Below are 12,700 nucleotides of genomic sequence, written 5' to 3'. Positions count from 1 at the left end.
GCTCCCCCGGCCCCCGTACGAGCTCCGAGTACGGGGGCCTTCCGTCAGCCCGATATCGCCCCGGCCAACCGGTGCAGCCGCAGGGCGAGTTGGATCTCAAGGGCACGCGCGGGCGACTGCCAGTCGGGGCCGAGCAGGCGGCCTATACGTTCGAGGCGCTGCGCCACCGTGTTCACGTGCACGTGCAGGGCGTCCTTGGTGCGGGCCGGGCTCATGCCCGAGGCGAAGTACGCGTCGAGCGTGCGCACGAGGTCGGTCCCCCTGCGGCGGTCGTACGTCACGACCTCGCCCATGGTGCGTTCGACGAACCCCGAGATGTCCCGGCTCTCAGCGAGCAGCAGGCCGAGGAAGCCGAAGTCCTCGGCGGCGGCGCCCTCTCCCGCTCTGCCGAGCAGGCGCAGGGCGTCCAGACAGCGCTGTCCCTCCGCATAGGCGGCCGCGACGGTGTCGGTGCGGGTGGTCAGGTCTTCCACGGGCGCCGACGCGCCGACGGTGACCTGCTCGTGGACCGCGGAGGAAAGGTGCTTGGCGGTGCGGCGGGCGAGGTCGGAGGCCCGGTCCGCGGATCTCAGGGGCAGCAGCAGGACCGTGCCACCGTCGCGCGCGGCGGCGAGACCGTGCCGGGTGGCGGCGAGATGGGACGCGGCGGACCACAGGCGGCGCCGTGCGGCGGCCTCCTGTTCGGCGTCGGCGCCCGGGGTCTCCAGACGCGCGGCCAGGACCACATGGGTGGCTTCCAGATCGGCGTGCAGCCGGGCGGCGCGCTCCCTCAGCAGCCGCGGGTCCCGGTCCCGCGCGTCGAGCAGGTCGTCCAGCAGCTCGCCCCGTACGCGCTGTTCGGCCTCGGAGGCGGAGCGCCGGGCGAGCAGCAGGAGCGAGGTGACCATCGCGGCCCGCTCCAGGGTGCGCTGGTCGACGGGGTCGAGTCCCGGGTGGCCGCGCAGCACGAGCGCGCCGAGGAGTTCGCCGCCCGCCGCGACGGCGGCGACCCAGTCGTCCCCGTCGCGCACTGCGTGCCCGTCGGCGCGGGAGGCGTCGAGGGGTTTGTCGGGGGCGGTGACCACGTCGGCGAACTCCACGGTCCCGTCGAGGACTTGGGAGACGGCTGCCGCCACGTCGTGGACGCCGCCGCCCCGCAGGACGAGTTCGGCGAGGCGGTCGTGGACGTCGGACGCGCGCTCGATGACGTCGCCGCGGTCCCGGATGATCTCGTTGGCGCGCTCCAGCTCGCCGAGCGCCTCCCGCGTCTCCGAGAGCAGGTTCGCGGTGTCGATGGCGGCGGCGGCGAGCGCCGCGAAGGAGCCCAGCAGCGCGATCTGCTCCCGCTCGAAGACCCGCGCCCGGCGGTCCGCGGCGAACAGCACGCCGATGACATGAGGGCCCAGCATCAGAGGCACGCCCAGGATCGCGACGAGACCTTCGTCGTGGACACCGGTGTCGATGGTGTGCGTGTGCTTGAAGCGGACGTCGTGCGCGTAGTTCGCGGTGACGTACGGCCGGGCGGTCTGCGCGACGAGTCCGCCGAGCCCCTCGCCCATGCCGAGCCTGAGCTGCTGGAAGTGCGCGGCGACGGAGCCCTCGGTGACGCGCATGTAGGTGTCGCCTCTGGCCGGGTCGTTCAGCGTCAGGTAGGCGACGTCCGTGCCGAGGAGGGAGCGGGCGCGCTGCACGATGGCCTGGAGGACGGCGCCCAGGTCGCGCAGGCCCGCGAGGTCGTGCGCGGTCTCGAAGAGCGCGGACAGCTCCGCCTCGCGGCGGCGCCTGCCTTCGAGGTCGGCACGGACCCGTAGGGCGAGTCCCTTGGCGTGTTCGAGCGCGTCGACCCGCTCCTGCGGCTCGCCCTCGGCGCGGGCGATCAGCACGGGCTGTTCGTAGGCGTCGGCGGACGCGCCCCGGGCGAGCAGCTCGAGGAACGGTGCCTCGGCACTCGACGCTGGGCGGTCAGGGCCTGCGGGGCCTGACGGGGACTGTGCTGGATCGTGCGACATGCTCACCAGGATTACCCGTCGTACGGTCGGCCCCGCCAGCCCTGTGGACAACTCAATGGATCAGAGAATCGCCGCCACCCGCGAGGGTGATCAGTGTGCGGTCCAGCCGCCGTCCATAATGAGCGACGTCCCGGTGATGAACGAGGCCTGCGGGCTGCACAGATACGCGACCGCCTCGGCGACCTCGTCGGGTTCGATGAGCCGCTTGAGCGCGCTGTCCTGGAGCATGACCTCGGCCAGGACCCGTTCCTCGGGGATGCCGTGGGCAGCGGCCTGGTCGGCGATCTGCTTCTCGACCAGCGGCGTGCGGACGTAGGAGGGGTTCACGCAGTTCGAGGTGACGCCGTGCGGAGCGCCTTCGAGCGCGGCGGTCTTGGAGAGTCCTTCGAGGCCGTGTTTGGCTGCGACATAGGCGGACTTGAACGCGGAGGCGCGCAGGCCGTGGACCGAGGAGAGGTTCACGATGCGCCCCCAGCCCTGCTCGTACATGTGCGGCAGGGCGCCGCGAATCAGGCGGAAGGGTGCCTCCAGCATCACCGTCAGGACGGTGTGGAAGACATCGGGCGGGAACTCCTCGATGGGGCGCACCAGTTGGATGCCCGCGTTGTTGACCAGGATGTCGGCGCCCGCGCCGCACTCCTCGGCCGCGTCCAGGTCGGTGAGGTCCAGGACGCGCGGCTCGATGCCGCCGGGGGTGGCGTCGGCCTCCTCGGCCAGCGCGTCGAGCCCCTCCCGGTCCCGGTCCACCGCTCTCACCTTGGCCCCGGCCGCGGCGAGCCGCAGCGCGCAGGCGCGGCCGATGCCGCCTGCGGCGCCGGTGACGAGTGCGATGCGGCCGCCGAGATCGAGCGGCGCGGTGAGGGGTGCGTTGGGCGTGGTCATGTTCCGCACCTTAGGCAGCGCTCGTACCCCGCCCGATGTGGTCAGCACCCATACTTCAGCGCTCGGACATGGTCTCGAACCATGTCGGCCCGTCGGAGGCCGCCTGCTTGATCCGGAGCAGACAGAAGTCGCCCAGCGGCGGCAGCGCGTCCAGCGCGAACCAGCCCACATCGAGGGACTCGTCGTCGTTGACCCGGGCCTCGCCGCCCGTCGCCCGGCAGCGGAAGGAGATGTCGGTGAACTGGCACTGGTCGCCGTTCGGGTACGTCACCGGCTTGAGGGTCTTCACCAGGACGACCCGCTCCGGCACGCACTCGACGCCTGTCTCCTCGTACACCTCGCGTACGGCGGCCTCGGCAGGCTGCTCCCCCGGCTCCGGGATTCCGGCGAGGACCGCCCACTTGCCGGTGTCGGCGCGCTGCCCGAGCAGGACCCTGCCGTCGTCGTCGAAGACGACGGCGCTCACACCGGGCAGGACAAGAAGCTGGTGGCCGGCGGTGGCCCGGATCGTGCGGATGAACTCTGGAGTAGCCATGCCCGCGACCCTATCCGGCGGCGGATGTGCCCCGGCGGGAGCGCACCACGGCCCAGCCGAGACCGCCCACACCGACGGCCACGAGCAGCAGTTCCGGCCATCCGCCCAGGCGGGTGGCGAGGGTCAGCGAGGTCCGCTTGGGCACCTCGGCGACCAGGGTGTCGGCGACGAACATGCCCGTGTGCTGGGCGACGGATCCGTCGGGCCTGATGACCGCGCTGACGCCGCTGGTCACCGGCACCATCACAGCGCGGCCGTGCTCCACGGCGCGCACGCGGTCCATGGCGAGCTGCTGGTAGGTCATCTGACTGCGGTCGAAGGTGGCGTTGTTGCTGGGCACGGAGAGGATCTGCGCCCCGGCCTCCACCTGGTCGCGCACGACGGAGTCGAACGCGGCCTCGTAGCAGGTGACCGGGCCGATCCTGGTGCCTGCCATGTCGAAGACGACCGGCTTCTTGCCGGCCACGAAGTTGCCCGCGCGGTCGACGTCCTTGCTGAAGATGCGGAAGAAGCTGCGGTACGGCATGTACTCACCGAACGGCTGGAGCTGCCGCTTGTCGTAGACGGCGCCGGGGCCCGTCTTCGGGTCCCAGAGGATCTGGCGGTTGCGCGGCGTGCCGTCCTTGAGGGTGACGACGGCGCCGACGGAGATGGGCGCGCCGACCGCCTTGGCCGCCTTGTCGATCTCGGCGTACGCGTCGGGGTTGACGTAGGGGTCGATGTCGGAGGAGTTCTCCGGCCACAACACGAGGTCGGGCCTCTTGACCTGGCCCGCCTTGATCTTCGTGGCGAGCTTCATCGTCTCCCGTACGTGGTAGTCGAGCACGGCCCGGCGCTGGGAGTTGAAGTCGAGGCCCATGCGCGGCACGTTGCCCTGGATGACGGCGACGCGCGCGGTGCCGTCCTCCGCCCCGGTGGCGACGAAGGACGCCGCGGCCGCTCCGGCGACGATGGGCGCGACGGTGAACGCGGCGGCGAGGGCCACGCCCCGGTCACGTACCCCGCGTACGTCCTTGAGGCGCAGCGCGAGAGCGGTGAGGCCGAAGCCACACAGGACGACCGCGAAGCCGAGCAGCGGGGTGCCGCCCAGCGAGGCGAGCGGCAGGAACACGCCACTGGGCTGTCCGAACGCGATCTTGCCCCAGGGGAAGCCGCCGAACGGGAAGCGTGCCCGCAGCGCCTCGTCGGCGATCCATACGCCCGCGGCCCACAGCGGCCACAGCGGCAGCCGTGAGACATAGGCGATGCCCAGCCCGGCCAGGGCCATGACCAGCGATTCGGCGAGGGCGAGGGCCAGCCACGGCAGCGGCCCGACGTCGACGCCCGTCCACGACAGGAGCGGCACGAGGAAGCCGAGGCCCATGAGGAAGCCGAGGCCGAACCCCGCGCGCAGCCGCCGCCCGTACACGGAGGCCCCGAAGAGAGCGAGGGCCAGGGGCGCGAGCCACCACAGCTCACGGGGTGGGAAGCCGGCGTACAGCAGCACTCCGGAGAGCACCGCTGCGGCGGCCGGAGCGATCCGTCGCGGCAGGCGGGCCCAGCGCGAGGCGGGCGCCGACTGCGGAGCGAGCTGTTCCGGCTCGTCTACGGAGGTTGCGGTGGCGGTCACTCGGGGAGTGTACGGCGGGTCATCCGCTGGGCGACACGGCGGTCCACGGGGGTAGCGCCCGCCGCGCGGACCACTCCGTGCAGCATCGTTCCTGCGCAACCCGTCCACAAACCGGTGCATCAGCCGTTACCGTGTGCCCCAGTCCCCGAGGAACGGCCGGATCCGGCCACGACGCTCGGGGCCCGTCACAGTCGGGGGGCGACGGGGTGGTGGGGACCACGGGGATGTCGTCGACGGCCGGTCCGTCGACGGAGGACGAGCGGCGCAATGTCGCCGACGCGGCGGGCATCGTCGCGCTGGGGGCCTGCGCTGTCTGGTCGCTGATCACCGCGACCGCCCACGCGGGCAGACCCGAGGGCGTGCTGCTCGCGGTGCTCGCCGTGGCGGCGGGCTACGCGTGCGGGCGGATCTGTGGCGCGCTGCTGCCCATGGCGGCACCCTGCACCGCGGCCTTCGCGGGCCTCGGACTCGCCCTCGCGCCCCCGCACGCGATGCCCGACACCGGCTCTCCGCTCGGCCGCACCGGCGCGACGGCCGCACTCCTGGCGCTCTCCACCGGGGCCGCCTGCTGCGCGGCCTGGGCGACGCGGCGCCTGCCCGTGCGCGCGGCCCTGTTCCTGCTGGCCGGCGGCATCGCCGCAGCGGCTGCCGCCGTCGGATCGATCGCCGGTGTCGCCACGTGCACGGGCGTGCTGCTGTGCTCCCTCGCATCGGTCGGGATGCGGCACAGACGGGGCCTCGGCCTCGCCGGCCTGGGCCTCGTGACCGGGCTGGTGAGCGGACTCACGCTCGCTCTGCTGAAGGGCGTACTGCCCTCGGGACTCGCCGCATCCCTGGAGGGGCAGCTCACGCAGCACAGGGTCCTCTTGTGGCAGGACGCGCTGCGCCTGACCGAATCGGATCCCGGCCTCGGCGTGGGTCCGGGCCGCTTCGGCGAGCTCAGCCCCACGGTCGGCGAGACCCTGCTGCCCGACGGCAAGCCGCACTCCGCCCCGCTCCAGCAGGCCGCCGAACAGGGACTCGTAGGCCTCTGCCTGCTGGCCGCGGTGTTCTGCTGGCTCCTGTACGCCCTGTGGCGGTCGGCGCGCTCCACGCCGGTGGTGCTGACGGCGGGCGCGGCGCTGACCGCTCTCGCCTGCCTGGCGACACTCGGCAACGCCCTGAGCTTCACGACCGTCACGGCGGGCGCGGGCCTGCTCGCCGGGGTGGCGACGGCGAGACCCTGGGGCGACGAGACCCCGTACAGCACTACGGCCGCCCCGGAACGTGTCCGGGGCGGCCGTGTGTGAGTGTGCGGGTGCCCGTCAGGATGGGGCTCGTCAGAGGATGGGGCCGATCGAGGTGGGATCCAGCCGGGCGTGAATGGCGCGGACCGCGGCCTCCGCGTTGTCCACGGTCACGGTGAACTTCCTGCCGTCGCCCAGGATCAGCACGACGCCCTCGCCGCGCCGGACGATGACAGCGGTGCCCTGCTCGGGGCGCCAGCGGTAGCCCCAGCCACCCCACTGGCGGGGCGTGACTCTGGGTTCGAACTCGGCGCCCACCACATGGGCGAGCAGGATACGGCGGCGCGGGACTCCTATGTGGCCGCACCGCACTTCCAGGTAGTCCTTGTCGACCTTCACGGCCACATGGACGAAGGCGAGGGTCCCGAAAAGGATCAGGAGACCCGCGGCGATACAGCCGACCACCGACATCACCAGTGCGGCGATCCCGGAAGTCCACTGGGAAGCAACGGCGAGCTCGATGCCGAGCGCCAGGCACGCTGCGCCGCCCAGAGCTGCCAGCCACTGCACGCGGTTGCGTGCACGGCCTGTCCAGACCTCGGGGACGACGGTTGCGCGCCGCTCACTACCGGAGTGGTGCCTCATGGAATCGAGACTACTCATGTTCCGCAGTGAAGGCACTGGGCAGCGGAGAGTGATTGCGCACAGCCCCGGGGCGCCTGGGCCGTGCCCGCAATCCGGGCTCCGCCGTCACTGTGCGTGGCTGACGGTGGCCTGGAGCAGCCTGCCCTCCGCGTAGGCGAGTGCGGCGGGCGGCAGCGCGGAGGGGCGGCCGCTGAGGAGGACGGTGAGGGCGCCCTGCGCACCGGTCTCGGCGTCGAGCCCGGCGCCGATCCTGCGCAGTGCCTGCGCGGCGACGGCTCCGGCGCTGCCGTGCAGGGCGAGCGGCGGCATGCCGGGCTGCTGGACGGCGGCGCGGATACGTTCCGCCACGAGTTCGTAATGGGTGCAGCCCAGGACTACGGCCCTTACATCGGTCGGGGTGAGCGCCGCGGCGGCCGCGATCGTCCTGTCGATGGCGTCCTCGTCCGCGTGCTGCACGGCGTCGGCGAGGCCCGGGCAGGGCACCTCGGTGACCTCGACGCCGTCCGCGAAGTCCCGGATCAGTCCCCGCTGGTAGGGGCTTCCGGTGGTGGCGGGGGTGGCCCAGATGGCGACGGGTCCGGCGCCGGCGGCGGCCGGCTTGATCGCCGGGACCGTGCCGATGACCGGGATCCCGGGTTCGAGACGGGCCCGCAGTGCCGGCAGGGCGTGCACCGAGGCGGTGTTGCACGCCACGATCAGCGCGTCGGGGCGGTGCTCCGCGGCGGCCTCGGCGACGGCCAGGGCCCGCGCGGTGACGTCCTGCGGGCTGCGCGGCCCCCACGGCATCCCGTCAGGGTCGGAGGAGAGGACGAGCTCGGCGTCGGGCCGCAGGCGCCGTACCGCGGCAGCGGCCGCGATGAGTCCGATTCCCGAGTCCATGAGCGCGATCTTCACCCCGAAACCATAGACGATGGCCCTCACACCAAGGGCGCGGTGGGGCAGACTGCGGCGGATGGACGCCGTTGTGTGGATCACCGCAGCATCGCTGGCCGCGTGGGTGTGGCTGCTGGTCGGGCAGGGCTTCTTCTGGCGCACGGACCTGCGTCTGCCCCCGCGAACGGACCCGGCCGAGTGGCCCTCGGTGTGTGTCGTCGTCCCCGCGCGGGACGAGGCGGCGGTCCTTACGGAGAGCCTGCCCTCCCTCCTCGCGCAGGACTATCCGGGCCGGGCCGAGGTATTCCTGATCGACGACGGCAGCACGGACGGCACCGGAACCCTGGCAAGGGAGCTGGCCCTGCGGCACGGCGGGCTGCCGCTGACGGTCGGCTCACCGGGCGAGCCGCCGGCGGGCTGGACCGGCAAACTGTGGGCGGTGCGGCACGGGATCGGCCTGGCACGCGCGCGTGAGCCCGAGTTTCTGCTCCTCACCGACGCCGACATCGCGCACGAGCCGGACAGTCTGCGGGAGCTGGTGGCGGCGGCCCGCACAGGCGGCTTCGACCTCGTCTCACAGATGGCGCGGCTGCGCGTGGCGAGCGTGTGGGAGCAGCTGGTCGTCCCGGCCTTCGTGTACTTCTTCGCCCAGCTGTACCCGTTCCGCTGGATCGCCCGGAAGGGCTCGCGGACGGCGGCGGCGGCCGGTGGCTGCGTGCTGCTGAGCACCCGTGCCGCGGAACGTGCCGGGATCCCCGACGCCATCCGGCACGCAGTCATCGACGATGTCGCGCTCGCCCGGGCGGTGAAGGGCTCCGGGGGCCACATCTGGCTGGGGCTCGCCGACCGCGTCGACAGCGTGCGCCCGTACCCGCGTCTCGGCGACCTGTGGCGCATGGTCTCACGCAGCGCCTACGCCCAGCTGCGGCACAACCCGCTGCTCCTGGCCGGCACCGTGGCCGGCCTGGCGCTGGTCTACCTGGCGCCGCCGGTCGCGCTCGTCGCCGGGCTCGCCACGGGGCACGGGATCACCGCGGTGCTCGGCGGGCTCGCGTGGCTGCTGATGACAGCGACGTACGTCCCGATGCTGCGCTACTACGCGCAGCCGCTGTGGCCGGCGCCGCTGCTGCCGGGTACCGCGTTCCTGTATCTCCTCATGACGGTCGACTCCGCGGTGCAGCACTACAGGGGGCGGGGCGCGGCCTGGAAGGGACGTACGTATTCCAGGCCGGACCCGGCGCCGGAGCGGCAGTAGCCGACTGACGCGACTACTTTCTGCCCGGCGTCCAGTTCATGCCCCACCCGTAGGCGTAGTCGACGGTGCGCTGCGGGCTCACGCCGCGCTCCGGCACGAGGTAGCGGGCCTCGCGCTGCACGGTCAGGTCGCTGCCCGTGTTCGTGATGAGCGCGAGGGCGCACACCGTCGACGGGACGGTGCACTCGTCCAGGGAGAAGTCGACGGCCGCGCCGAACTGGGGCTGGAGCGTGACGGTCGCGTGCAGGTCCGCGAAGCTGCGGGCGCCTTCGTAGATCGTGACGAAGATGAGGACGCGCCGCAGGTCCTTCATGTGGTCGAGGTTGATCGTCAGGTTCTCGCCGCTGGAGACGGCGCCGGTGCGGTCGTCGCCGTCGAGGTGGATGTACGGCGGCCCATTCAGGGCTCCGAAGGCGTTGCCCAGGGCCTGGACGACGCCCTTGCGGCCGTCGGCGAGTTCGTAGAGGGCGCACAGGTCCAGGTCGAGGTCCGCGTGCTGCGCGACGGCGCGGCCCAGCTTGCTGCCCCACCCCTTGAACTGCTTGCGCACCTCCCAGTTGAGGTTCACGCGCATCGAGCCCGACGTGCCGCCCTGCTTGGCCAGGGAGACGGAAGGCGCCGCCTTGGTGAGCGTCACCTTGGTGAGGCGCACGGGCTGCGGGGGCGTGGCCGGGGGCGGCGGCGCGGTGACGGGGGACGCGACCGGCGGTGCGGGGGCGGGCGTGACCACGGGCGCGGGAGGGGACACGGGCGCGGGTGTGGGCGCGGATGTCTGGGGTTCGTCGACGGTGATCCCGTAGTCGGTGGCCAGGCCCGCCAGACCGCTGCCGTATCCCTGGCCCACCGCGCGGAACTTCCAGGCGCCCTGGCGCCGGTAGAGCTCGCCGAGGACGAAGGCGGTCTCCACGCTCGCGTCGGCGCTGTCGTAGCGCGCGATCTCGGCGCCGCTCGCCGCGTCGAGGATCCTGATGTACAGCCCGGGGACCTGCCCGAACGTGCCGCCGTCCGACGACGCGGCGAGCACCATGTTCTCGATCGCGGGCTCCACGCGCGCGAGGTCGACCGAGATCGTGTCGGTCACCTGGCCGTCCGCGCTCTGCTTGCCCTCGTACCGCACGGCGCCCGAGGCGTGCGCCGGCTGGTTGTAAAAGACGAAGTCCGCGTCCGATCGGACCTTGCCGGACACGAGCAGCAGCGCGGAGGCGTCCGCGTCGGGCACCCCCGCACCTGAACGCCACCCCAATTCGATCCGCACGGCCGGCGCCGGCACGACGACATTCGAACCTTTAGACATTGGCATGTCCGCCCCCAACAGAGATCTCCAGCTTCCTGGTCAACCTATTCCCCGTGGCCGAAAGCGGCACAGGGCACACGTTCGATGATCACTGGCCAACCGCCGGTAACCCTTCAAGGACTTGCCTTTACACGATCCGAACGCCGAACGACGACCGATTTTGCCAAGTTCGCTCGCATTGGGGATCTCGAGTCACTGCCGACACGCAAAACAACCCTCTTATCGGTCTCCCCAACCAGCACATCGTGGGCTTAACTTATGTGCCATGACCTCCCCCCGCTCCACCTATGGCGGCGGTTACTACTCCGCGCCGTCCTTCCCGGACACTCCGATCTACGACTCCCTCGTCGCAGAGCGGGGCACACCCCAGATCGCCCCGATCCGGGTTCCTGCCATGTACGACACCGGCAGTCATCTGCCCGCGCTCCCGTCCGCGCTTCCCGCGCTGCCGGCCGCGCCCTCCGCTCCGATGCCCCAGTACGGCTACGCGGCCCCGCAGCAGGCACCTCTGCAGCACGCGCCGGCGCCGTACATCCCTCAGCAGGCCTCCGGGCCCCGCGGCTACGCGGGCATGCAGCAGCCGCAACAGCAGATGCGGCCCGCGCCCAACACCGGCTACGAGGCCATGCGCCCCGCGGCGCCCCGCCCTGCCGCGCCGTACGAGGATCCGTACAACCGTCAGCAGTACCGCGGTTACTGATCTCCCGGGCATGGGGCTGTCCTTGCCTGCTGGCAGGATGGCCCCATGCCCGATGCCTCGCTTCGCTCGATCCACGTACACCCGCTGAAGTCGGTTCGGGGGCACGCGCCGCGCGAGGCGGCCGTGGAACCGTGGGGTCTTGCAGGAGACCGCCGGTGGGTGCTCATCGATGCCTCGGGCAAGGTCGTCACCCAGCGCCAGCACCCGCGTCTCGCACTCACCTCGGCCGAGACCCCGGACGACGACGGTCTGCGCATGTCGGCCCCCGGCCGCGCGCCCCTGACGGTCCCGGTGCCCCGGCCCACCGGAACGACGACCACGGTGAACATCTTCGGGGACAAGGTCGAGGCCGTACTCGCCGACGACGCGGCGCACACCTGGTGGAGCGCGCACCTGGAGGCGGACGTGCGCCTCCTCCACCTGGACGCCCCGGCGACGCGGCGCCCCATCGATCCCGAGTACGCGAAGCCCGGGGAGACGGTCAGCTTCGCCGACGGATATCCGCTGCTGCTCACCACCCTGTCCTCCCTGGACGCCCTCAACTCCCTCATCGCGCAGGGTGATCACGCGGACGAGGGCCCGCTGCCCATGAACCGTTTCCGGCCGAACGTCGTGGTGGACGGCACCGCGCCCTGGGCGGAGGACGACTGGTCACGCATCGCCATAGGGTCCGTCACGTTCCGTATCACCAAGAAGAGCGGCCGCTGCGTGGTGACCACCACGGATCAGTCGACTTCGGAGCGTGGCAAGGAGCCGCTGCGGACCCTCGCACGCCACCGCCGCTTCGGTGACCAGCTGTGTTTCGGGACGAACCTGGTCCCGGAGACGACCGGGACGGTCCGGATCGGTGACGCGGTCACGATCCTGAGCTGACGCGTGGCCGCCGCGCCGGGAACCCCGCGCCGGAACACGGTCGTTGGAGCACAATGGAAAGGCGGGGACCGGCGGAGAGCTTCGTCGAGTGGGGTGACTTCGCTCTCTCTTCGCCCTTCCCGCGCGTGAGCCGGCCCGTTCACGGTTAAGACGGACGCGGAAGGGGGTGCTGGCTGTGCGGGCAATCGCCGGACTCTGGCGGTGGCGACACAATCCGCTGCGCCGCGCGACCGACCTCGCCGAGGCCTGGGTCGCGCTGGTGGCGGTGCTGCTGATCGTCGTCGTCGCACCGCTCATCGGCGTCGCGACGGGAACCCTGGCGCAGGGGGCCCTGATGCAGTCGGTGCAGGAACAGGCCAAGAACCGCAGGGAAGTTCCCGCCACGGTCGTACGGAAGCTGCCTCAGCCGCCGCTGGACCCCGACCCCGAGACGTCCACCGCGAGAGACGCGCACAGCCGTGTCGTCGCCGCCTGGCAGGGACCCGACGGCGCCCGTCACACGGGCCGGGTCCTGTCGAGCCTCAAGACCCCGCATCCGGGCGACCGGTTCAGGCTGTGGGTCGACGGCACGGGTCAGGTGGTGGGCCGCCCGCTGGACTCGGCGACGGCCACAACACACGCCGCGCTGGCCGGATTCGGGACCGCGGCAGCCGCGGCGGGGCTCGTCGAGGGCGCCCGGCGCCTGGTCGTGTGGCGCATGATCCGCCGCCGGTACGACCGTTGGGACCGCGCCTGGGACAAGGCGGGCCCGGACTGGGGCCGGACAGGGACCGGCAGCTGAGCGGCCTTCCCCTCCGGTCAACTCAGCGGCTGCGCGCAC

Annotated in this window: 12 protein-coding genes; 5 read left to right on the top strand and 7 right to left on the bottom strand. The window is 72.2% G+C overall.

From position 1 onward, the window contains the following. Positions 1–44: 44 nt before the first annotated feature. The 4 genes from ACIPWY_RS18420 to lnt all read right to left on the bottom strand — a co-directional run bounded on the left by ACIPWY_RS18420 (position 45) and on the right by lnt (position 5,014). Positions 45–1,988, bottom strand: a complete 1,944-nt coding sequence (locus tag ACIPWY_RS18420; protein WP_401533912.1) for a helix-turn-helix domain-containing protein — start codon at positions 1,986–1,988, stop codon at positions 45–47. 90 nt (positions 1,989–2,078) lie between these two features. Continuing rightward, positions 2,079–2,870: a 3-hydroxybutyrate dehydrogenase gene (locus ACIPWY_RS18415; protein WP_401533910.1), complete on the bottom strand. Its 792-nt coding sequence runs from the start codon at positions 2,868–2,870 to the stop codon at positions 2,079–2,081. 55 nt (positions 2,871–2,925) lie between these two features. Next, entirely contained in the window at positions 2,926–3,405 is a 480-nt protein-coding gene (locus ACIPWY_RS18410) for an NUDIX domain-containing protein (RefSeq protein WP_362907581.1), read from the bottom strand. Between the two features lie 10 nt (positions 3,406–3,415). After that, positions 3,416–5,014 (bottom strand): apolipoprotein N-acyltransferase, encoded by a 1,599-nt coding sequence (lnt, locus tag ACIPWY_RS18405; RefSeq protein ID WP_401533908.1) that lies wholly within the window; start codon positions 5,012–5,014, stop codon positions 3,416–3,418. A 224-nt stretch (positions 5,015–5,238) separates the two neighbouring features. Here lnt and ACIPWY_RS18400 point away from each other — a divergent pair, with 224 nt between their 5' ends. After that, entirely contained in the window at positions 5,239–6,303 is a 1,065-nt protein-coding gene (locus ACIPWY_RS18400; RefSeq protein WP_401533906.1) for an O-antigen ligase family protein, read from the top strand. Positions 6,304–6,333: 30 nt separating this feature from the next. Here ACIPWY_RS18400 and ACIPWY_RS18395 read toward each other — a convergent pair whose 3' ends face one another. Both ACIPWY_RS18395 and ACIPWY_RS18390 read right to left on the bottom strand, forming a co-directional pair. Further along, positions 6,334–6,885 (bottom strand): hypothetical protein, encoded by a 552-nt coding sequence (locus ACIPWY_RS18395; RefSeq protein WP_362907587.1) that lies wholly within the window; start codon positions 6,883–6,885, stop codon positions 6,334–6,336. Positions 6,886–6,990: 105 nt separating this feature from the next. Continuing rightward, positions 6,991–7,779 carry an aspartate/glutamate racemase family protein gene (locus ACIPWY_RS18390; RefSeq protein ID WP_362907589.1) on the bottom strand — a complete coding sequence of 263 codons (789 nt, stop codon included), beginning with the start codon at positions 7,777–7,779 and terminating at the stop codon, positions 6,991–6,993. A 58-nt stretch (positions 7,780–7,837) separates the two neighbouring features. Here ACIPWY_RS18390 and ACIPWY_RS18385 point away from each other — a divergent pair, with 58 nt between their 5' ends. After that, positions 7,838–9,013 (top strand): glycosyltransferase, encoded by a 1,176-nt coding sequence (locus ACIPWY_RS18385; RefSeq protein WP_362907591.1) that lies wholly within the window; start codon positions 7,838–7,840, stop codon positions 9,011–9,013. Between the two features lie 13 nt (positions 9,014–9,026). Here ACIPWY_RS18385 and ACIPWY_RS18380 read toward each other — a convergent pair whose 3' ends face one another. After that, positions 9,027–10,313: a TerD family protein gene (locus ACIPWY_RS18380; RefSeq protein WP_401533902.1), complete on the bottom strand. Its 1,287-nt coding sequence runs from the start codon at positions 10,311–10,313 to the stop codon at positions 9,027–9,029. A 259-nt stretch (positions 10,314–10,572) separates the two neighbouring features. Between ACIPWY_RS18380 and ACIPWY_RS18375 the strand changes: the two genes are divergently transcribed. From ACIPWY_RS18375 to ACIPWY_RS18365, 3 genes are all read left to right on the top strand, one after another. Next, positions 10,573–11,007: a DUF6643 family protein gene (locus ACIPWY_RS18375; protein ID WP_362907595.1), complete on the top strand. Its 435-nt coding sequence runs from the start codon at positions 10,573–10,575 to the stop codon at positions 11,005–11,007. A gap of 45 nt (positions 11,008–11,052) precedes the next feature. After that, positions 11,053–11,880 (top strand): MOSC domain-containing protein, encoded by an 828-nt coding sequence (locus ACIPWY_RS18370; RefSeq protein ID WP_401533900.1) that lies wholly within the window; start codon positions 11,053–11,055, stop codon positions 11,878–11,880. Between the two features lie 175 nt (positions 11,881–12,055). Continuing rightward, the gene (locus ACIPWY_RS18365; protein WP_393700531.1) at positions 12,056–12,661 is read left to right on the top strand and encodes a hypothetical protein; all 606 of its coding nucleotides are present in this window, start codon (positions 12,056–12,058) and stop codon (positions 12,659–12,661) included. Positions 12,662–12,700 lie beyond the last annotated feature (39 nt).

Origin of the sequence: Streptomyces sp. NPDC090032 (genome assembly GCF_044748025.1) — a bacterium.
In the GTDB taxonomy this organism is placed as follows: domain Bacteria; phylum Actinomycetota; class Actinomycetes; order Streptomycetales; family Streptomycetaceae; genus Streptomyces.
The sequence above is the reverse complement of the archived record's forward strand: the minus strand, read 5'-3'. Positions and strand labels throughout refer to the sequence as shown.